This is a genomic window from Danxiaibacter flavus (genome assembly GCF_041060425.1).
In the GTDB taxonomy this organism is placed as follows: Bacteria; Bacteroidota; Bacteroidia; order Chitinophagales; family Chitinophagaceae; genus Danxiaibacter; species Danxiaibacter flavus.
This window is the reverse complement of record NZ_JAULBC010000007.1, coordinates 234,461-259,692: the sequence shown is the minus strand read 5'-3', so window position 1 is coordinate 259,692 and position 25,232 is coordinate 234,461. Positions and strand designations below refer to the sequence as shown.

General features: G+C 41.9%; 19 protein-coding genes. 10 read left to right on the top strand and 9 right to left on the bottom strand.

Going from position 1 to position 25,232, the window contains the following annotated elements:
- Window positions 1-407: 407 nt before the first annotated feature.
- The 4 genes from QTN47_RS20385 to QTN47_RS20370 are packed head-to-tail and all read right to left on the bottom strand — an operon-like array spanning window position 408 to window position 6,519.
- Window positions 408-1,499, bottom strand: coding sequence for an efflux RND transporter periplasmic adaptor subunit (locus QTN47_RS20385; RefSeq protein ID WP_369331268.1), 1,092 nt, complete (start codon window positions 1,497-1,499; stop codon window positions 408-410).
- A 12-nt stretch (window positions 1,500-1,511) separates the two neighbouring features.
- Entirely contained in the window at window positions 1,512-4,661 is a 3,150-nt protein-coding gene (locus QTN47_RS20380; RefSeq protein WP_369331267.1) for an efflux RND transporter permease subunit, read from the bottom strand.
- A gap of 6 nt (window positions 4,662-4,667) precedes the next feature.
- Window positions 4,668-6,059 (bottom strand): TolC family protein, encoded by a 1,392-nt coding sequence (locus QTN47_RS20375; protein WP_369331266.1) that lies wholly within the window; start codon window positions 6,057-6,059, stop codon window positions 4,668-4,670.
- A 13-nt stretch (window positions 6,060-6,072) separates the two neighbouring features.
- Window positions 6,073-6,519, bottom strand: a complete 447-nt coding sequence (locus QTN47_RS20370) for a chromate resistance protein ChrB domain-containing protein (protein ID WP_369331265.1) — start codon at window positions 6,517-6,519, stop codon at window positions 6,073-6,075.
- A gap of 498 nt (window positions 6,520-7,017) precedes the next feature.
- On the opposite strand from QTN47_RS20370, the gene QTN47_RS20365 reads away from it, so the two are divergent.
- Window positions 7,018-9,498, top strand: coding sequence for a TonB-dependent receptor (locus tag QTN47_RS20365; RefSeq protein WP_369331264.1), 2,481 nt, complete (start codon window positions 7,018-7,020; stop codon window positions 9,496-9,498).
- Between the two features lie 6 nt (window positions 9,499-9,504).
- Here QTN47_RS20365 and QTN47_RS20360 read toward each other — a convergent pair whose 3' ends face one another.
- Window positions 9,505-10,485, bottom strand: a complete 981-nt coding sequence (locus tag QTN47_RS20360; RefSeq protein ID WP_369331263.1) for a transporter — start codon at window positions 10,483-10,485, stop codon at window positions 9,505-9,507.
- Window positions 10,486-11,028: 543 nt separating this feature from the next.
- Here QTN47_RS20360 and QTN47_RS20355 point away from each other — a divergent pair.
- Window positions 11,029-12,252, top strand: a complete 1,224-nt coding sequence (locus tag QTN47_RS20355) for a hypothetical protein (RefSeq protein WP_369331262.1) — start codon at window positions 11,029-11,031, stop codon at window positions 12,250-12,252.
- Window positions 12,253-12,468: 216 nt separating this feature from the next.
- Complete coding sequence (locus tag QTN47_RS20350; RefSeq protein WP_369331261.1) at window positions 12,469-13,704, top strand: serine hydrolase domain-containing protein; 1,236 nt, start codon at window positions 12,469-12,471, stop codon at window positions 13,702-13,704.
- Between the two features lie 306 nt (window positions 13,705-14,010).
- Here the strand turns inward: QTN47_RS20350 and QTN47_RS20345 are convergent, their stop codons facing one another.
- Entirely contained in the window at window positions 14,011-14,364 is a 354-nt protein-coding gene (locus QTN47_RS20345) for a DUF2188 domain-containing protein (RefSeq protein WP_369331260.1), read from the bottom strand.
- Between QTN47_RS20345 and QTN47_RS20340 the strand changes: the two genes are divergently transcribed.
- The 3 genes from QTN47_RS20340 (at window position 14,358) to QTN47_RS20330 (ending at window position 17,850) form a co-directional block, all read left to right on the top strand.
- Complete coding sequence (locus QTN47_RS20340; protein WP_369331259.1) at window positions 14,358-16,025, top strand: DNA polymerase/3'-5' exonuclease PolX; 1,668 nt, start codon at window positions 14,358-14,360, stop codon at window positions 16,023-16,025. The two genes, QTN47_RS20345 and QTN47_RS20340, sit on opposite strands and share 7 nt — an antisense overlap.
- A gap of 48 nt (window positions 16,026-16,073) precedes the next feature.
- Window positions 16,074-17,075: a mechanosensitive ion channel family protein gene (locus QTN47_RS20335; RefSeq protein WP_369331258.1), complete on the top strand. Its 1,002-nt coding sequence runs from the start codon at window positions 16,074-16,076 to the stop codon at window positions 17,073-17,075.
- Between the two features lie 166 nt (window positions 17,076-17,241).
- The gene (locus QTN47_RS20330) at window positions 17,242-17,850 is read left to right on the top strand and encodes a YciE/YciF ferroxidase family protein (protein ID WP_369331257.1); all 609 of its coding nucleotides are present in this window, start codon (window positions 17,242-17,244) and stop codon (window positions 17,848-17,850) included.
- A gap of 98 nt (window positions 17,851-17,948) precedes the next feature.
- Here QTN47_RS20330 and QTN47_RS20325 read toward each other — a convergent pair whose 3' ends face one another.
- Together QTN47_RS20325 and ligD are read right to left on the bottom strand one after the other, a co-directional pair.
- On the bottom strand, window positions 17,949-18,104 hold the full coding sequence (locus QTN47_RS20325; RefSeq protein ID WP_369331256.1) for a DUF5670 family protein: 156 nt from the start codon (window positions 18,102-18,104) through the stop codon (window positions 17,949-17,951).
- 112 nt (window positions 18,105-18,216) lie between these two features.
- Window positions 18,217-20,964, bottom strand: a complete 2,748-nt coding sequence (gene ligD, locus QTN47_RS20320; RefSeq protein WP_369331255.1) for a DNA ligase D — start codon at window positions 20,962-20,964, stop codon at window positions 18,217-18,219.
- Window positions 20,965-21,169: 205 nt separating this feature from the next.
- Here ligD and QTN47_RS20315 point away from each other — a divergent pair, with 205 nt between their 5' ends.
- The 4 genes from QTN47_RS20315 (at window position 21,170) to QTN47_RS20300 (ending at window position 24,086) form a co-directional block, all read left to right on the top strand.
- Window positions 21,170-21,352: a DUF3606 domain-containing protein gene (locus tag QTN47_RS20315; protein ID WP_369331254.1), complete on the top strand. Its 183-nt coding sequence runs from the start codon at window positions 21,170-21,172 to the stop codon at window positions 21,350-21,352.
- Window positions 21,353-21,822: 470 nt separating this feature from the next.
- Window positions 21,823-22,791, top strand: a complete 969-nt coding sequence (locus QTN47_RS20310; protein WP_369331253.1) for a PIG-L family deacetylase — start codon at window positions 21,823-21,825, stop codon at window positions 22,789-22,791.
- 6 nt (window positions 22,792-22,797) lie between these two features.
- Entirely contained in the window at window positions 22,798-23,106 is a 309-nt protein-coding gene (locus QTN47_RS20305; RefSeq protein ID WP_369331252.1) for a hypothetical protein, read from the top strand.
- A gap of 113 nt (window positions 23,107-23,219) precedes the next feature.
- Entirely contained in the window at window positions 23,220-24,086 is an 867-nt protein-coding gene (locus QTN47_RS20300) for a cupin-like domain-containing protein (protein WP_369331251.1), read from the top strand.
- A gap of 85 nt (window positions 24,087-24,171) precedes the next feature.
- On the opposite strand, the gene QTN47_RS20295 is transcribed toward QTN47_RS20300, so the two are convergent.
- Window positions 24,172-25,206 (bottom strand): LLM class flavin-dependent oxidoreductase, encoded by a 1,035-nt coding sequence (locus tag QTN47_RS20295; RefSeq protein ID WP_369331250.1) that lies wholly within the window; start codon window positions 25,204-25,206, stop codon window positions 24,172-24,174.
- Window positions 25,207-25,232: the final 26 nt, after the last annotated feature.

Genomic DNA, 25,232 nt, shown 5'->3' with positions numbered 1-25,232 from the left:
AAATTGCCCGTCGAGGTGACACTGCGGTTGCTGATTTGCACATTACTATGCACTTTTTATTCTTATTGATTGTGGTTAACCAAATTGCCCGTCGAAGTTACACTGCGGTTGCTGATTCGCACATTACTATGCACTTTTTATTTGTGTTTCTTGTTATTACTTTTTTCTGATAAACCAGGATCGTCATGTCGAATAAATCATGTGGGGCACACATCAAAAAATTAAATGGCAGACGTTCGACGCAAAAGCTCTGTGGACCTCGGTGTCTTCTCCGGCTGTTCTCTGTGTAACAAAAAAACTATACCAACAAAAGGTGCCAATTATTGGAGTCCAATTTTTGCACCTTTTGTGTTTCTTTTTTTGACCATGTTACTTTCGGTATCAAAAAAGTTGCACCTGTATTTTCCCTATTTGCTTACCTGTACAATTACTTTTTTACCTGCCTTCAATTCCTCGTTGCCTTTTGTAACAATAGTGTCTCCTGTTAATAAGTCACCAAATATTTCAGTTCTGTCGCCCATATTAAAACCTGTTCTTACATCAATCCACTGTGTGTTTCCTGCGGCCACTTTTATTACGAAGCGTTTTTCAAGCGTTGAAACAACAGCAGAAACAGGAACAACAAATGAAGGACGGGGCCTGGTGAACTTAAGTTTCACATCTGCATAACTACCCGGCTTTAGCTCTGCTGTCGTGTTAGAGATTTCAAACTCCCATATCTCACTTCTTGTATCGTTGTCTATGCTGCCAGCCTTTCGTGCCAGTGAGGCCTTAAACTTTTTGTCTGGCAATGATCGTGTAGTTACGGTTCCGCTATTGTCTAAAAGGATGGCATTCGTGTAAATTTCAGGAACACCAACCCGCAGTCTTAATAACGAGTTATCTTCCAATTCAAATAAAGGCTTTTCATTTGGGGTACCTACAAAGGAACCGATAACGATATTCCTTTTGGTAATAACTCCGTTGTACGGCGCAACAATTGCAAGGTAATCTCCAATCTGCTTGTATGATGAAGCTGCAAACACTGCGGCACTATATTCGGCACTGTCTGCAAGCATTTGGTTCTTTGTTCGCTGCCACTCACTTTGTGCGATCACGCCTTGTCCTTTGGAAGCGGAATCAATACGGTCAAAATAGTCTTTACTGGACTGATATCTTGCGTGCGTGCCTTTTACTTTTTCATTTAATTCCGACAACCGGCTTTTGATTTCTGGTGCATCAACCAGAGCAAGTACTTGTCCTTTAGTGACCCTTGCACCAATGTCAACACTAAGTTTACGAATATATCCCTGCACTTTTGCCCGAACCTGCACCACTTCATTGGCAACCAGCTCGCCCGGAAGGGAAATATCCTTTGTAACAGTATCCTGGTGAAGCAAAAAAGTTTTTACAGAATCTGCATTTCCTGCTGTACTGGTTATTGACTCTTGTTGTTTCGGTTGAGATTGGTTGCAGGCGACTGTAGATATTATTAAGATGGATGTTATTATCGGCTTCATGCAAGAATTGGTTTATCTGTTGCTATCATAAAATGGTGAATTAATATCGTTAGGATCGAGCGATGCCTGTTTGGACTTTTTAGCTGTAACCTGCAGATCATACACAAGCGGCACAAGCCAAAGACTTATAAAGGTGCTAAAAAGCAAACCACCTATAACCGCAATTGCCAAAGGTGCAGTTTGCTTCCCGCTTTCGCCAATTCCTAAAGCCATCGGAATCATACCTGCTATCATGGCAAAGCTGGTCATAAGAATCGGGCGTAAACGGTTTCTGGCTGCCGCGGCCCCAATGCTTCCGTTAACATTATTGGCAGTCTTTAATTGTTCAGCGTTATGGACAAGCAATATTGCATTTGCAACAGCTACTCCCACAGCCATAATACATCCCATAAAGGATTGTATGTTGATTGAGTTGCCTGTAACCCATATTAACAGTATTGAACCGGCAAGTACTCCTGGAAATACTGCAAGAACAGCAAGTGCTAGTTTAAAAGACTGGAAATAAGCAGTGAGCATTAAACCAATCACAACGATTGCAAGGAGCAAGCCCAGCGATAGTTCATTGATCGTTTGTGTCAGCAGGTCCGATTGTCCGCGCATGTAAACTTTAACTCCCTGTGGCAGTTTTCCCATTTTGTTTATTGCTTTATTTATTTCTGTTACCGCTTTGCTTAAATGCTGCTTATGAATATTAGCAGTTACGGTGATAAATCTTTGCTGATTAATTCTGTTGTACTCGCCGATAGAGCTGCCGCTTTTGTAATCAGCAATATCTCTCAGGTAAACAGGATTGTTATTGTGATTTCCGACAGGGATCTGTTCAACCTGGTCCGTACTGTTCATGCCCATTTGAGGGTATTCGATCTGTACCTGGTAGGAGGTGCCCGAAGTTTTGTCAAGCCAGTATACCGGTGTTATGAAACGGCTGGAAGAAGTACCCTCTATTACTGATCGTCCGGCCTGATCAACCGAAATGCCCATTTGGCCGGCTCTCACCCGGTCATAATTAATTTGAATAGTAGGATAGTCCAATGGTTGCGGCACTTGCACATCGCGTAAATAATCTATTTCTTTTAATGACTTCATCAGGCGGGAAGCTATCTCGCGGCTTTGCTGAATATCTTTTCCCTGGACAACTACCTCAATGGGATTATCAGAGCCGAGGCTCATAACCTGGTCGACCAGATCGGCAGGCTCAAATGATAAACTTGCGCCTTGTATATTTTTGCTAACCAGGTCTCTGATCTTTTCTTTAAGTTCTTCTTCGTCAACTGACGCGGATTTTGCAAGTTTGATTTTGAGCAATGCTTCGTGCGGCCCACTGGTGTATAAAAAAATCGGGTTAATGGCATAAGTTGGCGGCTGAAGTCCCACAAATGAAGAGCTGATGGCGATATTTCCTTTACCTGCAACATCTTCAAAATATTGCAACAGTTTTTTTGTAGCATCTTCTGTACGCTCAATCCTTGTACCCACCGGCATGCGAAGGCGAACCTGCATTTGACCTGAGCTGACTTTCGGAAAAATTTCTTCACCGGCCCCTTTATAACCAAGATATGTTAATGCTATAAGCAAACACAAAACGGCTGCAACAAATAACCCTGCAGATTTTCCGGTCTTTTGAATAAACGCCGACAGTCGTGTTTTTAATTTTTCAAGCCCGCTCTCTTCCCTTGAATTTTGTACCGGCCGCACTATCCAATTGGACAACACAGGCACAAGCGTTTGAGACAACAAAAACGAAGCGATCATAGAAAAACCAACTGCAAGAGACAAGGGTAAAAACATAGATCTAGGCACTCCGGACATAAAAAGCGCAGGAACAAACACAGACAATACACTTAAGAGTATTAACAACTTTGGCACTGCAATTTCTGCACATGCGTCCCAAATAGCTCTCGCCTTTGATTTCTTTAACTCAATATGGTGATGGATATTTTCAACAGTTACAGTGGCCTCATCTACCAATATTCCGACTGCCAGGGCAAGGCCGCCCAATGTCATTATATTAATGGTCTGCCCAAGCAAATAAAGGCATAATGCGGAAGTAAGCAAAGCAACAGGAATTGTAATAACAACGATAGCTGCGCTTCTTACATCCCGCAGGAACAACAATACCATAATGCCGGTTAAAATGGCTCCCAAAGCGCCTTCAAATAATAAGCTTCTTAGTGAATTAATTACATAGCCGGACTGATCAAATTCATAAGATACTTTGATGTCCTGGGGTATCGCTGATTGCATATCAGGCAAAGCTTTCTTAATGGTTTGTACAACATCCCATGTTGACGCATCTGCACGTTTGGTAACAGGTATGTACACCGACCGTTTGCCATTAATAAGTGCGTAACCGGTAGTCACGTCTGCTCCATTGTCTACAGAGGCCACATCCCTGACGAGTACAGAAACGCCATCAGCGTTTTTGATAGTTACGTTTTCCAGTTCTTTAAAATTATCTACGACGCTGTTAGACGCAGTTATAAGCGCTTTGTCGCCTACGCGTATATTGCCCGCAGGGACGATCGAATTGTTTTTTGCAATAGCTGCTACTACTTCCTCAGCAGTCAGGTGATAACTGCGCAGTCTTTCCGGGTCAGCCTTTACAAGAACCGTTCGCTGATTGCCGCCGAAGGGTGGGGGAGCAGATACCCCTGCAAGTGCAGCAAACATAGGCCGCACTTTAAAAAGCGCGAGGTCCTGTATTTCTGAAAGAGAACGGGAGTCACTTGTAAACACCAGCTGCCCTACAGGCACAGAGCCAGCATCATACCTCATAACAAACGGAGGTACTGTTCCCGGTGGCATGAATGATCTTGCACGGGTAGCATAAGAAACCACTTCAGCCATAGCAGCCGCCATATTTGTACCCTCATGAAATTGTAGTTTAATGAGTGCCAGCCCCTGGATTGATTTACTTTCTACTGCTTTTATGCCGGTGATATACAGAAAATGGTATTCATAATAAGATGTGATGAATCCCTCCACCTGCTGAGGAGACAGACCACCATATGTTTGTGCTACATAAATGGTGGGAGCGTTAACAGCAGGGAATATATCAAGTGCTGATTTACGGATGCTCATTATGCCAAAGAAGATCACCGCTACCACTGCAACAATTATAGCTATTGGCTTTCTTAGTGCTAATTGTATTAACCTGATCATTGAGGTTTACCTGATTTCATTTATAAAAACTTGTTCGTCTCCCGTTACTGCTGCCTTAAGAAGCAATGCTTTCCACGCATCCCAATACGATCTTTTTAAGTCGAGTTCCGCTTTAAATAAATTGTATTGCGATTGAATAAGGTCAGCAAAACTGACGAGGCCGGTATTGTAACGGAATTGCATAGCTGAAAAAGCGTATTTCGCTGATTCCAGCTGTTGTTGCGTTTCCCGGGCCACTGCAATATTGTTGTCGAAGGTTGTGTTGGCGATTCGTTGTTGACTTAGAAGCGACTGCTTGTTCTGTTCAAGATTTTCCTGCGCGGATTTACTGATAAATTCCTGTTGAGCCAACTGCTGCCGGACTTCGCCATATTTAAGAATAGAAAAAGATAGCTGCAAGCCAACGCCATAGTTATAACGGCTCAAACCAAGGCCGTCCCAGGTTTTAACTGACCCGTCAGGCTGGAAACCCGAGCCTCGGGCAAAACCTGTTCCCCAAACGGAGAGTTTGGGAAGATAGGATTTGCGGATGTAAGCTTCCCTTGCTTTGCTCGCTTCCAGCTGAGATTGGCCAAACTTTACAACCGGATGATTCATTGTCCCACTATCGCGTTGCACTTCGGTAACAGGAAGCTTTTCTAAAAATGATGTATCGGTCGGAACAGGCAATGAATCTGTTGCAATTAGCTCCGCAAGCGTCCATTGTTGAGTCTCTAATTGCTTCCGGGCATTCAGCAGGTCTATCCTGGCCTTTGACAGTTCCGAAAGAAACAACGCCGTGTCTACCCCCGGTTTGATGCCAGTGCTAACAAGCATTTTGCTTTGTGAAAGGCCGGCGGTAATGCGGTCGATATTCCTTTGATTAATGCTTATCAGGTCGATGGACAAAAGAACGTCGAGATATGTACTCAGTACGTTTATTGAATGCTGGAACGTTTGGTTGGTTAACGCGGATTTTTTACTGTTGACCTCTGCAACCGCAGTATTGATCTGTGCATTCCGTTGTCCGAATGTTACGGCCTGCCAGTTGATCAGGATACCTGCGCCACTTCCGGAAACAGGGTCGTAGACGTTTTTACCGGAGGGAGGTCCGGTAATTGGGAGTATTGTTCCGGGATAGAACATGCCTGTGAGATTGTTTGCTGTACCCATATTGGCCTGGTACGCTGCGTCTATTGTTGGAAGTCTTGAATATTTTGCAACGTCTACATTTTTAGATGCTGCATCAGCATCGGATTGCACGGCTTTCAATTGGTGATAGCGGTTTTTGCCAAGTGTCACAGCATCTAACATGCTTATCGGCATCAATGGTACAGTCTGTGCTCCAGCCGCACAAGCGATCAGGATAAAGAACAACAAAAATCCGGAGTAGTGTAACGACGGGTTTCTTTTTTGCATGCGGTTGATTAAACTAGGGATTCCAGTTGTGCTTTTCATCTTTTACATATTTTGCCCAGCTATAGAGCGCATCATACATTTTCATACCTATTTCCAACATCTCGTGATCATCCGGATAGTTATAAGACAAGCCCGCTGAAATGCTCCATAATCCGGCCGATTGAGGAGCAAGCTGAAAGCTGTCAGTATCTGCACCTCTTACTATTGTAGCAATATCAAGCAGGGCGCTGTCTGTTATACAATGCTTTTTGATAATATAGTCAAACGTGCATTCCTCACCGTAATGCGTGTATTCAACACCAGCAATGTCATAGGGAATTGCATTTAGTTCCTCAGCTTTTTCAACTACCAGCTCTTTTGCGGTATAAATGAATTCCGCATCTTTATCTACAAAATTTTTGATCAGCCAAGGACAAGCGATCCTGTCTATTTTAGGATGCTCTCTGGTTATCCATTTCATGAATGTAGTCTTTATTTTAAAGCGATGACAGTTCTGCCGGCTTACGGCAAAATATTCATCTGCTAATTTTTTTTTGAGTTAGTCTTATCAAGGGGGCCTTTAATCCGGTTGCAGTTTTCCCCGGACCATTAACAGGTTGCGCAGAAAATGAATCAGCCTCTCTTCAATGGCAATTCATTTTCTGCAATGCTTCAAATCCTGAAGCAAACTTACCAAAGAGCGAAACTAAAAAATAGAACGTATTTAACTTTTGGAACGTTCTTTACCTTTTTAAAAACTTTTTTATAACCAGCACTTTTGCTGTTTATTTTCAATCATCGAAAAACGGCGTCGCCTGAGAAAACTGTGAGATAAGGAAATTAAGTAAATGAGTAGTCTGTGATTCGGTCAATGACCTTTTTTTATATGCATTCGGAGATATTCACCAGGTAATGATAGCAGCAACCAGATTTTCTTCAGAATTAAATATGACCTTCGGGTTAATTTTTGCCGTACAAAATGATAAAAGGAATCCTTTCTGTTGCTTTGACAATTTTGCTGGCTGGTGCACATGGACAGGTAACGAGCCCAAAAGACATCACCGGTAAAATTTCGGGTAAACTTGTAGATTCGGCAACCAATTTTCCTCTTCAATCTGCAACGGTTACATTATACATTTCGGGAACAATCAGTCCGGTTGATCAGGCTACTTCTGACACGAGCGGCAATTTTAAGTTTTTAAAAGTTTCCTTCGGCAACTACACAGCGGTTATAGATCTTGTTGGATATCGCACGGCTAACATTAAGAACATTATCGTGGACTATAAAAAACAGGTAGTCGACTTAAAACTGGTTTACCTTTCGAGACAAGCAACCACATTGCAATCCGTAACTGTAAACGCGCAGGAAAAATTGATTGAAAATAAAATTGACAAGCTCGTATTTAATGCTGAAAAAGATATTACATCCCAAACCGGCGTAGCGACTGACATACTAAAAAAAATACCTCAGATTTCCGTTGATGTGGATGGTAATGTGGAGCTGGCAGGTAGCACGAACATTCGATTTCTGATTAATGGAAAGCCTTCCACTATTTTCGGTAGTAATATCGTTGATGTTTTGCAATCTATTCCTGCTAACCAGGTAAAAAGCATTGAGGTAATTACTAATCCCGGGGCTAAATATGATGCACAGGGAACAGGAGGAGTTATTAATATCATACTAAAGCATAACACCATCCAGGGAGTAAATGGAAATGTGTCCTTAACCACAGGAACCATTGTGCAAAATGGTTCCGTTAATTTAAATGCGCGAAAGGGAAAATTTGGATTAAACGCATTTATGAATGGCAACGCCAGATTAAGCACTACTACACCAACCAGCTTTCAACGTCTTTCAACTGATACTGTAGCTAAAACCTATGTGAAGTTAAACCAGGATGGAAGCAGCGACTTTACCCGTTATGGATTCCAGACAGGAATTGCATTCGACTGGACCATCACTGAAAAATCCGGTATTTCTGCAGGGTTAAACTATTCCAGGTTCGGCAACCATGCAAAGGGAAGCATTAATCAATCGGAGGAAGAACACAAAACTGATGGCAGTATTTTTTCGAAGATCAATTCAATTAATAATACTGGTAATGCTTTCACGCAATATAGCTTTGATCCGAGTCTTAATTATAAACACAGTTTTAAAAATAAGGAACAAAAACTCGAGATTGGCATGGATGGGAGTTTTGCACATAATTTAAAAACGGCAGACAATGATCAGTATTTACAACCACAAGATTCCCTGATCTACGGCACCAGGAACAACAACCCGGCAAAAGAAAACGAATATGAATTGATGGTTGATTATATTCAGCCCTTGCACAAGGATGTAAATTTGGGAATAGGAGGAAAATTCAGCGGATATGATATTTCCAGTACCGCCAATGCCTTAGTTTGGAACAATTACGTAGCGGATTATCTTTATGATGCTGCATTGTCAAATAACCTCAATTACCATCAAAAAGTTTATGCTGCATATGCTGAATTAAGTTTCCCTATAGGTAAATTAACAGATGCCAAAATAGGTGGACGTTATGAACGGACCCAGGTTAATTCGTTTTATGCAAACGCACAGCAAACGATAGATAAAGGATACAATACCCTTATCCCTTCCATTTTCTTAATGAGAAAAATTGGCGAAAGGCAGGCGATAAAATTAAATTATACGATAAGAATTAATCGCCCCGGTTATGCGGACTTAAATCCCTTTATTAACACGAGTGACCCAAAAAATGTTACTACCGGTAATCCTGATCTGAAACCTGAAGTATGGGACCGGTATGAGGCATCTTATACCAATGATTTTGTTAAGAACGGATCTTTTATGATTTCCTTATTTTACCGGCAAAGTAATGGCGACATACAACCCTTCATTGTTTATTATCCAACAATACAGGTTGGCGACACCGTATATACCAACGTAGCAGTAACAACCCGTAAGAACATTGGAATTGAAAAAAACATGGGCACCAGTCTGTACCTCGACCTTCATATAAATGAGAAGTTGAATCTACGATCTAACATCACCTATTTTTATCGCTATACAATTAACCAGGTTGATCCGGGATATAATTCTACCGGAAATATTTACCGTTTCAATGTCAACGCGTCGTATCAGATAACAAGCAACTTTGCAACAGAAATATTTGGAAGTTACAATTCCCGCCATCATGAAGCGCAGGGAAATTTTCCTTCATTTACTTCGTACAGTTTAGCGGTAAGAAAGCTGTTTTGGAATAAAAAAGGAAGCGTCGCCCTCACAGCCAATAATATTTTCAGCAAGTATGTGGATCAACGTACGGATCTTTATGGTCCGAACTTTTTGAGTGTTAGCCTTCGAAGGATACCTTACCAATCGATTGGTATTAATTTCACCTGGAAATTTGGAAAATTGAACATAAAGAATGAGAGACCGGAAGATAATAACCCTGATCCTAATGCTTATTGAAAACCTTTAAAAGAATATATACTGGTAACTAATTGCAACAATATTGTAGTCCAGACCGCTGGCCGTAAAAGCACCTGTATGCAGCTGTAATTTTATTGAATGGGATTTGGCCAATGGAACCGCCCATATAGCGCCCACTCGCCAGTTGTCCTTGAGATCGCCTGCCGCCACGCCGTTAACAGTAGTTTCGCCGCCGTTAAACCAGTTTCCATTAACACCTACCCACATCTGGTTTTTAAAATAATAACAAACATGCCCCTGGATGCTAAAAACCGGACGTTGTTCCTGCACCTTATCAACGAGGTATTTGTTATTGTTCGTGTATAACCAAACGCCTGCATATGCCTCAGTATAAAAGCGCTTGAAACGCCTTGATACACCTACCTCTGGCTTGAAAGCCCATCGGTGGCTTCCTAAATTGATTCTTTTATCACTATAATAAAGTCCTATGGGAACAGATGTAACAAGGCTGACACCTACAATTGTTTTTTGCTGATACCTGCGGAAATCTTTCTTGTCCATAGCAGGGGAACCCCACAGATTCATACCAATCCTTACACGCATATCGCTGAAGCCGCTACGGGCGCCGCTGGTGTCATGGCCATTTATTTTTAACTGCCCGGCCATATCTGTATAAGGCAGCGAAAGTTGTACTCTCGATAATTTATTGGCTATCCCAAATGTGCGTACATAGCCAACTCCCAGGTTGTGGCTTGTTATTTTAAAATCAGCTATAGGCAGCGAAGGGTCTGCTACTACGTTTCCCTTGGCATAGCCATACACAAAGGCAACAGCGTTCATATTTTTAGGCAGGTTCGCATATATTCTCGGCTCAAGATCCTGGGTTTTGCCGGCGATACAATAAAAACAAACCAGGCATGTAAAAAAAATTCTTGCAGCATAAATAAAAGAGCGCAAAAAAGATCCATCGCTACCTGGCATAAATGCCGGTCCGTTATATTTTTTTGTATGGTATCGAAACTGCACTTTATAAGAGCTTTAATTATCTGTAGCCTTCTCTATTAAATGTAATCACCATCCAATTTTTTCAAAAGGGCTGGTGGCGGCCAATATTCCGGTGAAACGGAGTTGTCATAAAATGCATAACAATACAATATTAATTTTTATGAATTCACTTTGTATTTGTTTTACGGTTCATTTAACGGTAAAAACCGCAACGGATAAAATATATTGGCCAAACATTAAATTTAAATGTTATACATAAAACTTGCAATTCAGCGAAAGAAAAATTATTTTGTTTACGGAATTTTTAAAAGCCTGGTACTAAATATAAAGAAGCGATAGCAACCTGAATAAGACACCGATGACTAATTCGGATAACTGCCCCCATTTAACTATACTCAACAAAACTGACACAGTCTTTCCTTTAAGCCGTAAACCTTGTTTTCGATTTTGATCGGAGCAGATTTTTCGTGTGTAAAGGTTTAAGGTTAATGTCTTGCGACTAGTCTTTGTAAATGTAAAGCGTTTATGTACAAACATATTTATCATTTACTTAAATAAACTTTTATGCCAGATCATAACAGCATCCAGCAAGATTTGCTGAATAAAGTAAGCAGAAGGTATCTGTTGAAAAATTCTGCTATTGCAGCCACAGGGGCAGTTTTACTACCATCATTTATTACCGGATGCACCAAGCACAATGATTTTCCCGGAAAGGGCGGAAACGGGGAAGGAGATCCTCCGTTTACACCGGCACAATTGCAGCAGGCCGCTGATAATTTGAGACGTTTGCGTGTGTGGATAACCGATCTGTACCCGTTGACCATTGAGTATGAAAATATAGTACTTCTTGCATTAGGTGCTACCCAGGAGAATGGAACCTGGAACAACTTTATTGCGGGTGTCTTTATTGACATAGCTTTTGCATTGGCTGCTGCGGCTGCCATTGCGAGTGATGGTGCGGCTGCTGTGCCTGCATTCGCCTGTTTATCTGCATTTCTACACGACTGGGGCATTGGCAAGGACAAACCGAGTAACCTGGATGATGTGTTTGCAGATTTTGATTTCGGACACAATGTGATGCAGCTGTCAATAGAACAGAAACTAAGTTACCTGGTTGAGCCGGCTGATAATTACAAGAACCTGCAAGATGCTTGGGACAATGATTTTGTATACCAACCAGACCCTAATACAGCTGGTAAACATTACACCATCGGCGATTTGGCCAGTTCGAATTTCCCCGACCTTGGTGATGACTATAATGCATTACAAAGCGCTGCGTTCACTTCGTTTAAAAAATTGCTTTGGAATTTGGCGATAGTGAAAACTTGTTCATATTCCATAGAAAGCAGGTGGACTATAGATATATATAACGATCATAACAATAATACTTATCCCTATCATACCGTCACTGAATATGCTCAGCAAATAATGTACCCGCAGAACAAAGGACGCTACCTGAGGGCCGTTTTGGAATATAGATATGACGAATACAGTTCTTATGAACTGCAATCCTGGAACCTCGGTATCGACGGCGGTACATTTTCGGAAGCAGCGTCAAACATATTGTTTATGGACGATACCCCCACTCACATCATAAACCCCGCCGGTTTATTTAATCGCAGTTACGTTTTTGAACAATTCGCCGATAAAAAGCCCACCTTCTTGCGGGGTAATTATCCCGACTATCCAAGCTGGCACGAATTGGGACATGATCCGGAATCTAATTTCTGGCAGGATGATGACTGGAATTACACCTGTGGAAATCTCCCGTCGCTTATAAAAGGATAAACGATCACAATAACCAAGGGTTTCAGAAGTCATGATAAGTTCACTCATCATCTCTGAATCAAAATATTTTTTGTTAAGTCAACATATTTTCCAACCTGGTTAAACAAACTTTTATGACAGGTCCAGCTACCCATTCAAAAGAAATACCTGAAAAGCACTTCATTCAAAAATCAGGAAAACAGGCAATATACATTAACTGAATCAACGCAAATTAATATGGGAAAGATAACTCCGTACACCATCGTCATTATGTCTGCAATGCTGATGCTTTCCTTTTCAAAACATCATTTACCTTCTTCGGATGATCACCAGCGGAAAGTGCAGGCAGCAGTAGATAGCGTTCGACTCGCTCTGTCCGAAAAAATGGGCATTGATTATCCCTATATTAACGTTCTTATACAAACGCCCGGAGAACAGATCTTCGTTAGTTCGGCAGCGGCAGGCAACCAGCCGCTTACTGCTGATACTTATTATAGATTTGCCAGCACCACTAAAAATTTTACTTCAGCTGCCATACTGAATATGTATGAAGATGGCTGGCTTGATTATAAAGCAAAAATTGCCAGTGCAATTCCCGGAAGCGATATCACGTACGTACCAGCCACTCCTGAATGGAATTTCCCTCACAAGCAGGATATTACTATTGAACAGTTATTGCAGCATAGCGCCGGCGTATTTGACGTGGATAACGATTCTGTGCCGGGATATAAGGGTGAAACCTATACGGACTATGTAATGAGATTGGATTCAACGCATCAGTTCACTACAGATGAAATGGTAAGCGTGCTTACGAAAAAGAATCTTTCTTATTTCACTCCGGGCAATGGCTATCATTATAGCAATACAGGATATTCCATACTTGCAAAAATCATTGCAAGAGTTTACAGTTTTAAAGCTGGCACAAACAAAACATATGATGACTATATGCAGGACTATATTGTGGGAGGCCGCAGCCCGGTGCCGGTTCATGAAATTCATTTCCCCGTATTAGCAACGGAAAAGGCGCTCCCCAATCCTCATGTTACAGGAGCTTATCTGCTTCCTGATGGCATTCAGCGTTTTGATAGTTACAATATGAGCGCCCAGGTTGGTGAGGGAAACGGCTATGGAACTATGAACGCTTTGAATACGTATATCCGTTCTTTGATGAAAGGCAAAAATGTGCTGAAGCCTGCCACTGTGCAGTTGATGCAAACGGACAGGTTAGCATATGATTCTGCCTATGCACTTGGATGTACTTATCGTATCAATTTGGGGTTTGGACATAATGGCGCAAGGATCGGATACCTGTCACAAATGGCGTACGATCCTGTAAATGATATCTCAGTTGTATCAATGGTTACGATGTGGGATTTGCGGAAAGGCACCACCTCCTTCCTGCTACCCTTTAATGCTATTTATGATGCAGCGTACGCAGCAAGAAAAGCATTGGGATATCCCGGAAAACCATAGGTGGCAAGCATCTGATAAATGTATGAATTGATTGAATGGATTGATTGCATTGTAGAGACGTTGCATCGCAACGTCTCTACAGGCGGAACGCCTGTAACCAAAAACAATCCATTAAATCTGTTGAACACCTTGCGAAGAATCAATCGGCTACATTGCAAGGTTGCGTTTCCGCAATTGTTTCAGGAGATAAATATTACTGTAAGATCGTAAGACCGTAAGACCGTAAGATCGTAAGATAGTAAGAAGTGTAAAAAGATATCGAAGGGGCAAAGCTGCTTCCCAGTCCTTTTTCGAAGAGCAGGGACTTTACGAAGGCCGCTTGTTATGTGCACTTTTTTTCTTTGAAGATGCAGCTTCCTGCTCTTTATAAAATTCTCTTGCGCGTTTAAGGCCGGTTGCAATTGCTACTCCCTCGCCTGAGCCATTCAGAAGTAATTCGTTTGCAATTTCAGTTGCTTTATTTCGAATTTTTACCGGTTGATTTTTGTAGGAGGGAGGATAATTCCCATTATACCAGGGCATATTATTCGCTTTTAAGTAAATAAATGGATCACAATCTTTCTGTTTGGAAAGTTCTGTCGTATATCTGTCCGCAAAAGCCACGCCACAGCCGAAAAATACGCTTCTGGCATAATTATTTGATGGTTTGAAGTATGGCATCGAACAGAGAAATAATCCGTCAATTGAGTTTGTTTGCTGAGCTGTTGGTATTGCACGAAAAAGATAAGCGGTTAGCCGGAATTTTATCCGCAGCGGCATACCGTCTCCGTAATGTTTCTGAGGAATTGGTATTATTAGATAAAAGAGCGCTCGCGCAAATTGTCCGCATCGAAGTAGTAAAACTGATTGATGAATTAAGAAAAACGGGAACCATTGCTGCATTGGACGAACTTATTCAGCTTACGCCAGCCGGCTTGTTTGACATGATGCGGATTCGTGGCCTGGGTGGAAAAAAGTTGCACGATCTGTGGCATAAAGCCAAAATAGACAATGTGCAGGATCTGCTGAAAATATGCAAGGCAAGGAAGTTAAATGTTCCGGGATTTGGCATAAAAACGCAGCAAAATATTGTCGCGGCCATTGAAGCGTTGAATGAAAACCGGTCGCATTTCCATTATGCGAGCGTGGCTGACGCCGCAGATAGCCTTGTTTGGGCACTTCGTTCCCACTTCAAGACAGAACTGATAAGTTTATGTGGTGATATAAGAAGGCAGGCAACAACGGTAGAATGCATTGAAATTGTGGCAGCTGTTCCTCCCGCTAAATTCACGGCAGCTGCGTTGAAACGATTGTTGCTGATCGGTAAAAAGGACAGGTACGTCACCCATGCGCATACGCTTGATGAAGTACCTGTTCTGATCTATCATACAACAGACAAAGAGTATACGTATGAATTATTCACCAAAACGGGCTGCCAGGCACATGTTGAAAAGATTTTGTCACGGGTTGTCCGCCCATCAAAATTTACTTCTGAACAGGCTATTTATAATACGGCGGGAATGCATTTCATCGTGCCGGAAATGCGTGAAAATCTTGCTGAGTGGAAATTTAAAGGAATTGCGAAAGACCTGTTGACGGTTAATGATATTACTGGTGTGGTACATAACCATACTGACTGGAGCGACGGGGTTGACAGTCTGCAATCGTTTGTTATGGCGTGCATGAAAAAAGGGTACAGCTACTGTATTATATCCGACCACTCCAAAAACGCATTTTATGCAGGTGGTTTAAAAGAGGATAAAGTGTTGCAACAGTTAGCAGCTATCGACGCACTTAACAAGAAAATGGCACCTTTCAGAATTTTCAAAAGCATAGAATGTGACATACTTGTTTCTGGTGAGCTGGATTACAATGCTGCATTGCTCAGCAAATTTGACCTTGTGATCGCGTCTGTTCATCAGCAATTAAAAATGGATGAGGAAAAAGCAACCAGGAGGTTGATCAAGGCAATAGAAAATCCATTTACCACTATTCTGGGACATATGACTGGCAGGCAGTTGCTTATACGACCCGGTTATAGTTTGGATTTTAAAAAAGTGATAGACGCTTGCGCGGCTAATCATGTTGTGATAGAAGTAAATGCCAATCCATACCGGTTAGATATGGATTGGTCACACATTCCGTATGCCCTTGAAAAGGGTGTGATGATCTCAATAAACCCGGATGCACACAGTATTGCTGAAATAGATAATATCAAATGGGGTGTTGCGGCGGCACGCAAAGGCGGACTTACAAAAGCAATGACGTGGAATGCCATGCAGCTAAAGGACATTGAACGATGGTTAAGAAAGAGCAAACGTAAGCAGCTTGTTGAGGTATAATGCGGCGCCGGCCTGAAATGTGAATTACAAAATATAAAGGTGTACGGTATGGACATTGCTGAAAATAAAAAAAGCACAGATGAACTAACATATATCAAAAGCAAGCATAAGATGTGGATCGGCAGTTACATTTTTATAGCGATTGCTTTTGGTATATTCTACTGGTTGCTGCACCTGCATGTTTTTGCAATTGAATGGCTTCAACGTCCGGTCGTGATAAAGTGCTGCCTGGCGACGGTTATTGTTTTCGTTATTCTTACCATCTCCAAATATGTAGAAGCGTTATTCACTAAGTATGGTCACGCAAAGGCGGTTACTTATAATTTTGTCCGCCTGGTGCGTATCATTGCCGTGATCGCTATCGGTATGGTAATCATTGGTTTCTTGTTTGAAAACTGGTATACAGCTGCCGTTTCATTGGGACTTATATCACTCGTGCTCGGCTTTGCATTGCAAACACCCATTTCATCTTTTATCGGATGGTTATACATCGTGATTCGGCTTCCATATAAGGTGGGAGACCGCATTCAGCTTGGAACTTTTAAAGGAGATGTGGTAGAGATCAGTTACCTCGATACCACACTGTGGGAATTCGGCGGCGATTACCTGACAAACGATTTACCCACAGGAAGGTTAATACGTTTTCCTAACACACTTGTGTTACAAGGGGAAGTTTATAACTATTCCTGGCGCAAATTCCCTTACATCTGGAATGAAATTCCTTTTCATGTGGCATATGAAAGTAATCTGTCCTACGTAGAAGCCGTCTTAAGGAAAGTGGCAAAAGATGCACTGGGAAAGGACATGGAGGAAAAGGTGAATGAATTAAAGTTATTGGTTAAGCAGACGGCTGTGGATGAGCTTGACATAAAGGAGTATCCGTTTGTGACATTCAGAACCAATCCCAACACCTGGATAGAAGCTTCTGTTAACTACCTCGTTAACCCGAAAAAGGCTTCGGAGGTCCGCAACAAGATCATTAAAAATGCGACAACAGAATTGTTGAAAGAACCTGAAAAAGTGATGTTTCCCAACTCGAATGCCCGTTAATATTTTTACAGGCATTGGATGCTTTGTAATCAAAAGAAGGGCATTAATCAACAGTTGTTGCATAGAGTGTGTCAAAAAAATCCCACTCTCGTTTCAGTATCTCACGTTGTAACGTTTGCCAGGCCACTGGCATAATATTTTATGGTGAATAGAAAAAACATTTACTATGGCTACCACTGTGAAAAAAAGCGCACAAAAAAAGGCAACCAGGAAGGCTTCAAACACATCTTCTGCACGCAATCAGGCCAGAAGTGTGGCTCAACCCGAATCAGCATTGGCCGAATTATTTCTCGATGAAATAAAGGACATATACTGGGCGGAGAAAAAGCTGACAAAAACACTTCCCAAACTGCAAAAAGCTGCTACTTCAGAGCAGCTGAGAGCTGCATTCGCAACGCATCTGGAACAAACAAAGGAACATGTTACAAGGCTGGAGCAGGTATTCGAAATTTTGGGTAAGAAGGCACAGGCAAAAAAATGCGATGCGATGGAAGGACTTTCCATGGAAGGAGAAAGTATAATTGAAGATACTGATGCCGGCACTGCAACAAGAGATGTAGGACTGATCATTGCGGCGCAAAAGACCGAACATTACGAGATTGCAACTTATGGTTCCCTTACCACGCTCGCTGGAGTTTTGGGGCATAATGATATTGCAGACATCTTAGCCACAACGTTGCAGGAAGAAAAGGAAACAGACGAAATTCTGACATCTATTGCAGAAAACGACATCAATTACGAAGCAGAGGAAGAAACTGAAGAAGAAGAAGCTTAAATGCTGTATAAGGTGAGACAATAAAAAAAGGTTTGCAGTTATTGCTGTAAACCTTTTGTTTTTCTGAATACCAGGCTTTCATGGTGTTATAGTCACGCTTAAGTTCTGCGTTTTGATAAGCCGCCGAAAATAAAAGAGAGAACGGCAAAGAATATCAGCAAATGAATAAGCGCACTGGCGGTGTGATATACAATAAAACCGAAGATCCAGGCTATAACCAGGATAATTCCGATAAAAAATAAAATGCCTTTCATATTGTTTTTATTATTCTCTTAAAATTTTCATGCCAAATCAACGCGGGCCAACCCCCAGGCATGCATACATTGAAAATTAAAAACAACAAGGGTGATCCGTTATTCTAAAAAACTATTCTTCAGCCAGCTTGCGAAGTGCTTTAGAAATATCAATTCCCTTGCCGAGCACAGGCTTAAAAATGTCGCCTTCTGCTTTTATCCTTGCTATCGAATTCTTCATTGTAAAATCTGCAATTTTCAACCCTTTTTTTATTTCTTCCCAATGTAGTGGCATACTAACAGTTGCCTGTGGCTTTGGCCTTACGGAGTAAGGTGCTGCGAGTGTTGCTTTTGGCCTGTTTTGCAGAAAGTCAACGTATATCTTGCCTTTCCGTTTATCGGTCATGCGTTCTATGCTGGTGAACTTTGGAAGCTCCTGGTGTACATGGCTGGCAATTAATTTTGCAAACAGTACGCATTCATCAAATGAATATTTTGCACCTAGCGGTATGTACACATGGATGCCCGTAGAGCCGGATGTTTTAGGATAAGAAGGAACTCCCAATCCATCAAGCACTTGCTTTGTTACCTGGGCTGTTTCAATCACCTGATCGAAAGTATTTTTATTTGTAGGATCTAAATCTATCAGGCACCAGGTTGGATTTTCCGGCGCTTGTACGGTGCAGTTCCATGGATTCATTTCAATCGCTCCAAGATTCGCCATCCAGAGTAAACTCGCCTCATCTTCTGCCACGAGAAAGTTTTTATCTTCTCCTTCGCTTGTGCGGTAAGGGAATTGATTAATCCAATCCGGAGCAGTAGCAGTAACGTCTTTAAAATAAAAGCTTTTTCCTTCAATGCCGTTGGGATAGCGGTTCATAGACTGTGGCCTGTCTTTAAGATAAGGCATTATATAGGGCGCAACCTGGTAATAATAGTTCAACATGTCCCGCTTGGTGTAACCTTCCTTTGGCCAGAAAACTTTTGACAGGTTACTGAATTTAAGCTCATGCCCATTAATGGCTTTTACTTGCGTATCTTCAGAAGGATTAAGCAAAGTTTTGCGTTCACCCTTTTTTACCGGTTTTATCGGTATGGACTTATCTGTATCCTTAGCCACTTGCTTTTTCCTGGTGGCAGGCTTTGTTTCTTCCTGTATCACCTCTTCTGTGTGCGAAGCAACTTCTGCATGTACATCCTTGGCTGCTTTGTCTTCACGCAAACCTTCAAAGGATGGATGGCGCATAACGCCGTCATCTGTCATTTCTGTATAGCTTACTTCGCAAACAAGTGAAGGCTTAAGCCAAAAGGCTTGAGCATGTGGTGGATTTGGGCGGAAGCGTGACGGCTTGTTTACATCGGGCGAAATTGTAAAAGGAGATTTTTTAATTAAAAGCGGTTTGAATTTAGCCATCATTTCCTTTTGCAGCTTATCGTTAAACCCGGTGCCTATCTTGCCGGTATATTGCAACCTTCCATTGTCATAAACCCCTACGAGTAATGCACTGAATGCTTTTGGTGAATCATCATTTTTAGTGAAGCCGCCAATCACCACTTCATGACGCTGCAATACTTTTATTTTAAGCCATTCACTGCCGCGATCGCCGGGCAAATACTGACTGTCGGCTTTTTTTGCAATAATTCCTTCCAGTCCCATTTTGCCGGCAGCCGCCAGAAATTCCTGCGGCGACGCTTCAAAATTCTGGCTTTCGCGAATGATTCCTTCCTCCGGTATTAGTTGATGCAACAGTTCGCGGCGTCTTGTTAAAGTAAGTTCCATCAGGCTATAACCATTCAGCCATAACAGGTCAAACACATAATACACAAGTTCGCCATCTGCCTCGCTGCGCCAGTTTTGCAGCGCATTAAAACTCGTTACACCGGTATCCTTCAGCACACATATTTCTCCATCAAAAACTGCATTGTATTTCAGCTTCTGTAAGGCCTCACGTACGGGGTAGAACTTCTCATTGAATGACTTGTTATTGCGTGATATTATGTTGACGTCCGATTTGTTGCACAATGCTACAGCCCGGTAGCCATCCCATTTAATTTCATACAACCAACCGGAATCTGACGGTGCATGATCTACCAGTGTTGCCAGCATGGGCTTTATGGTTTTGGGAATTGGTTCTTTAACGCCATCGGCTGGTTTTACTGATGGCGCGGCTTTTTTAGGCGTCTTCTTTACTGCTGTGACAGAAGTTACTTTTTTTATTTTTTCAGCCGCGCGGCCGCGCGTTTTAGAAGAGTTATCTTTTTCCGTAGTACCCGGCTGAATGGTCTTTCTGCCATACACCTTATCAGGAGAAGCTTCCATTTTTGCCAGTGTTTTTCCTGACAATACAGATTTGTCTTTTAAGGTCACATCCGATTCGGATGCAAATTTATCCCGGTGTTTGATCAACAGCCACGCATTGTCGCTACGGCCACTGGTATGGACCAGCGCAAACTCGCCTTTTAGTTTTTTTCCGTGCATAGCTATCTTAACAGATCCTGATCTTAATTCCTTTAAAAGTAATTTCTCAGCCTGTTCCCGGCTGTTAACCGGTGTTATTGGTTCATAAGTCCCCTGATCCCAAACGATCACTGTACCTGCGCCGTAATTTCCTTTTGGAATGGTTCCTTCAAAATCTTTATAGTTGTACGGATGATCTTCCACCATCATTGCCAGGCGTTTGTCGGCAGGGTTAAGAGATGGCCCCTTGGGGATTGCCCAGCTTTTAAGAACGCCGTCCATCTCCAGGCGAAAGTCATAATGCAGGTGTGATGCGGCGTGTTTCTGCACCACAAAAGCTAATTTCTGTCCTGTGCCTTTTCCCCCGGTTGGTTCGGGCGTTTGATCAAATGAACGTTTTTTGCGGTATGTTGATAATGACATGGATATATCTTTTAAATAATTATAAAAAATAGCGTGCCATGACTAACCCGCTGGGGAAAAAGGGGAATGCTGCTTTACTCCCAATGATATGTGGAACAGAATCAACACACTTCCGGTATTTTTCAAAATTAAGAAGGGAAATAAAGCACAAATGCGACTGTATTTGTTGGCATGGATTTTTAAATTAAGTAGAAAACTATAGTATATGAAGACAGCAAATAATTCAAACAAAGGTCGCGCACAAGATCGCGCGAAAGTTGCTGGTGGTCAGGATTACGAAGTTAATTATGAAGCAAAGAAGCTAAATACTTCAAAAAGCGCTGTTAAGAAAGCTATTAAAACCAGTGGCAACTCGAGGAAAAAAGTTGAGAAATCCGTTAAAGGATAATCGTGTATGAATAAGAACCCTGGTTAATCCAGGGTTAATTTTGGTTGAACATTGTTCCCTGGAAAACAAATATCTGTTGATCATTCCGTCTGTTGCAAAGTGCCTGAAGGACCATGTAACCCGCACTTATCTAAAGCATTAAACATCTTTATTTAATCAGCACTCCGGAGAGCGGTCCGACCAAACATGTGCTAATAATTAGCGTGATAAAGACCAGCCTGCCTGTATTATTTTATGCCGGAAACAGTACAGAAATTTTTTTGCATTTTAATGCTATTAATTATATTTGTCTACTAATTTAGTAGGATAATAATATCGGATGAAAACAGGGCTAACTGATTTCTTATTTCCCAGCTGTACAAAAGGTATTGCTATAAGTGTTTCAAAGCAGCGTTTTGTAAAGGAAAGCTGTTGTTGACAATTATTGCGTGTCTGTTCCTTAAGACGCTATATATCGCAGTTGCCGGGCTATGAAAGCTGCAATACACTGCAGTTGTATCTGGCCTGCGCCTTTTAATCATTCATTATTCAGAACTATTATGAGCCAGGGCAAAATTATCGGCGTTTTAGCCAGCATTCTTTTTATACTGACAACCACAAAACTAATTGGTCAACAGAAAGCACTGCATCCAAAAGTTCTGGTTGTAATCGCCCACCCTGACGACGAAAGTATTGTGTCGGTAACACTATACAAGATAGCCAAAGAGCACAACGGACAGGTTGATCTTTTTGTTATCACGAACGGAGAGGCCGGTTACCGCTATTCAACACTTGCTGAAAAATATTATGGTGTTAAACTAACAGATGAAGAAAACGGGCGTTCGAAACTTCCGTCGATCAGAAAGCAGGAGCTAAAAAATGCCGGTCACATTCTTGGTGTATCCAATTATTTTTTTGCTGACCAGCGGGACAATAAATATTGCCTGGATGAAAAGGCTTCATTGGATTCCTGCTGGAATATCCCGGAAGTGAAAACGAAGCTGTTGGCTGTATTGAAGAGAGAAAATTATGATTTCGTTTTTTGCATTTTGCCAGGAGAAAATGAACACGGGGCACACAAGGCCGCCACACTTATTGCGTTAAATGCAGTGGCTCAATTGCCTGCCTTGCAAAAGCCGGTAATACTTGCTGCAACTGTTGTGAATAATAGCGATAGCATTATTCGTTTTTCCGGATATAAAAATTATACAGAGACAAAAGTTTTGCAGGATACAGCACTTTTTCATGTCGACCGAACGGCTTCATTCAGCTATAACGCTAAGCTCAATTATAAAGTGATCACTAACTGGGAGATTGCTGAACATAAAACACAGGGTGCTACTCAAATGACCATGAATATTGGAGACAAGGAAGCATTCTGGTTTTTTAATCAGAATGATGTAACGCGTGCAAATGACTGTCAATCCCTGTTTCAATCACTGGCAATAACACCTAAATAATTTTGTATGAAAAAGCTTTCCGTTTTAGTGCTGATTGTATTGTGTGCCTTCAGGCCTGCAAACAAGCAAGTCTTAACTATTTCCGGTCTTATTGTTGACAAGCAGACCAATCGTCCTGTTTCAAGTGCTTACATTGTGGCTGTGGAAGGAGAGGAGGAAGTGTTATCAACTACTGATGGAAAGTTTACACTCCGCACTTCTCTTAGCGTGCCTTTTAATATTACAATTACTCATAAGGATTTTGAAGAAATTAAAACCAATATTCGTGACACTTCAGGTTCATTGCTGATTCAGTTAACGCCATTGACAAAGTAATACAATCGTTCATTCCTGATCAATTTTGTCAATACTTATTAGAGCCTGTTCAATGATCGTTCGCGGTAATGATAATAACTAACGCATCTGCTTTACCAAATGTTTTGGGACATATGAAATTGAAAGAAATCGAGCATTTATCCGGGCCAGGCCAACAGGAAACATTCTCAAAAAGTTTTTACACGCATAAACGTCCTGTAATACTGAACGATTTTCTTGCAGACAAAACGGTCTTATCCAAATGGACATTTGATTTTCTTGCCGATCAGGCAGGAGATCAGTTAGTTGATATTTACGGGAAGGAAGACACTCACAATGAGTGGGTTACATCACCGCCTGTAGCACGCATTACTTTCCGCGAATATCTTTCTTTGATCCAAACCGCACCTACGCCGCTAAGGCTGTTCTTGTTCAATCTGCTGAAGAAAAAGCCGCAACTTAAAAAAGACCTGAAAATTAATGACGTCACAGGCGGTAAGATCCTCACATGGCTACCCTATCTTTTCTTTGGTGGAGAGGAGTCAAGTGTCAGGTATCACTATGACATTGATATGTCTGATGTATTCTTAACTCAGTTGCATGGCGTTAAAAGAATCATGTTGTTTTCGCAGGATCAATCAAAGCTGTTATACAAACTGCCTTTCAATTTTCACGGCCCCGTGAACCTCGCTGACCCGGACTATCAACAGTTTCCTGCGCTTCGGAATTTACAGGGATGGACGTGCGACCTACATCCTGGCGAGACCCTTTTTATTCCATCAGGATTCTGGCACTATATACAATACACTACTGCAGGATATTCCGTAAGTTATCGTGCTTTATCACCTTCATTCTGGCAAAGATTACGAGGTCTTAAAAACATCTTTATCGTACGAAAATTTGACAATATCATGAGAAATATTTGTGGCAGGAAATGGTTCGACTATAAAGTGCGAAAAGCAAAAAAACTGGCACGTCTTTACGAAGTGAAAAGGGATTAGGGCTTCGTAAAATGAAAGGTTGAAGTTTAATTAAAGCAGGCCCATTGAAACAAGTAAGTGTTGAATGAGCCTGTATGGAATATGGTTATGCAGGCACTGTCTCATTAGCAATAATCGCTTCGGAAAATCTTTCCATCTCCTCCAGTTGCGGTGAGCATTGTAACAGGAACAGGTCAACACCTGCTTCGCGGAAAGCCGCTATTCTATCCTGCACCTGCCATGGTGTACCCGTTAGTCCACTGCGCAGGCCACGGTTGGATACGGAATAATCCTCCAGCGAAACACGTTGTTCCAGTTGTGTGCCGGCGAGCCATTGATGATAGTTCTTGTAACCGGAACTGCCTTCGTTCACATTGGTGATGCGTTCTATTTCGCGCTTTACTTCCTGCTCACTATTTCTTATAATACTGTAAGCCGCTACACCAAACTTCATTCTTGGTAAACCAAATTTTTCACGTCGTTCACTCAGGTCACGAATGCGTTTGGCAATAACATCCGGGTGGTCACCATGCATTACATAGCCATCGCAGGTGCGTGCTATCAGGTCTTTAGCCGTTTCGCTTTCACCACCGGCATATATAAATGGTCGCGGTTGCTGTATAGGCTTAGGTTGCAGCACGTTGTCCTTCACCTTATAATATTTTCCTTCAAAACTGTAATTGTCTTTGCTCCAGACATTGTTGAGCACTGTCAGCCATTCTGCTGTTCTTGCGTATCGGTCATCATGTTGCTCAAAGTGCACGCCGTATTTTTCAGCTTCATCCTTCCACCAGGAGGAAACCACATTAAGCGATAACCTGCCATTGCTGATGTGATCGATATTTGCGGCTTGTTTAGCAAGCAGTGCAGGATTATGAAAAGTGGGGCGCACGGCAATCATCAGCTCCAGCTTTTCAGTAACGGCTGCAATAGCAGCAGCAGTACTCCATGCATCCAGTGACGGCGCATGTTCCCCCTTAATATCATTTAAATTGAGTTCGGCAATTAATGAAAGGCCATAGCCAAGCTGTTCACTTTTTACAGCCAGTTTTTTTACATAGTTCCATGATGCTTCCATTTGTTCATCGGCCACATTGCGCAGCCAGCCGCCGAATACAGGCATCCAATATCCGTATTGCATAGTGTTTGGTAATAAGAGGTGAAATA

Bases quoted from the DNA above. Each gene is read 5' to 3' on its own strand.
- QTN47_RS20385 (WP_369331268.1), bottom strand. From the start codon at position 1,499: ATGAAGCCGATAATAACATCCATCTTAATAATATCTACAGTCGCCTGC.
- QTN47_RS20380 (WP_369331267.1), bottom strand. From the start codon at position 4,661: ATGATCAGGTTAATACAATTAGCACTAAGAAAGCCAATAGCTATAATT.
- QTN47_RS20375 (WP_369331266.1), bottom strand. From the start codon at position 6,059: ATGCAAAAAAGAAACCCGTCGTTACACTACTCCGGATTTTTGTTGTTC.
- QTN47_RS20370 (WP_369331265.1), bottom strand. From the start codon at position 6,519: ATGAAATGGATAACCAGAGAGCATCCTAAAATAGACAGGATCGCTTGT.
- QTN47_RS20365 (WP_369331264.1), top strand. From the start codon at position 7,018: ATGATAAAAGGAATCCTTTCTGTTGCTTTGACAATTTTGCTGGCTGGT.
- QTN47_RS20355 (WP_369331262.1), top strand. From the start codon at position 11,029: ATGCCAGATCATAACAGCATCCAGCAAGATTTGCTGAATAAAGTAAGC.
- QTN47_RS20350 (WP_369331261.1), top strand. From the start codon at position 12,469: ATGGGAAAGATAACTCCGTACACCATCGTCATTATGTCTGCAATGCTG.
- QTN47_RS20340 (WP_369331259.1), top strand. From the start codon at position 14,358: ATGGCATCGAACAGAGAAATAATCCGTCAATTGAGTTTGTTTGCTGAG.
- QTN47_RS20345 (WP_369331260.1), bottom strand. From the start codon at position 14,364: ATGCCATACTTCAAACCATCAAATAATTATGCCAGAAGCGTATTTTTC.
- QTN47_RS20335 (WP_369331258.1), top strand. From the start codon at position 16,074: ATGGACATTGCTGAAAATAAAAAAAGCACAGATGAACTAACATATATC.
- QTN47_RS20330 (WP_369331257.1), top strand. From the start codon at position 17,242: ATGGCTACCACTGTGAAAAAAAGCGCACAAAAAAAGGCAACCAGGAAG.
- QTN47_RS20325 (WP_369331256.1), bottom strand. From the start codon at position 18,104: ATGAAAGGCATTTTATTTTTTATCGGAATTATCCTGGTTATAGCCTGG.
- ligD (WP_369331255.1), bottom strand. From the start codon at position 20,964: ATGTCATTATCAACATACCGCAAAAAACGTTCATTTGATCAAACGCCC.
- QTN47_RS20315 (WP_369331254.1), top strand. From the start codon at position 21,170: ATGAAGACAGCAAATAATTCAAACAAAGGTCGCGCACAAGATCGCGCG.
- QTN47_RS20310 (WP_369331253.1), top strand. From the start codon at position 21,823: ATGAAAGCTGCAATACACTGCAGTTGTATCTGGCCTGCGCCTTTTAAT.
- QTN47_RS20305 (WP_369331252.1), top strand. From the start codon at position 22,798: ATGAAAAAGCTTTCCGTTTTAGTGCTGATTGTATTGTGTGCCTTCAGG.
- QTN47_RS20300 (WP_369331251.1), top strand. From the start codon at position 23,220: ATGAAATTGAAAGAAATCGAGCATTTATCCGGGCCAGGCCAACAGGAA.
- QTN47_RS20295 (WP_369331250.1), bottom strand. From the start codon at position 25,206: ATGCAATACGGATATTGGATGCCTGTATTCGGCGGCTGGCTGCGCAAT.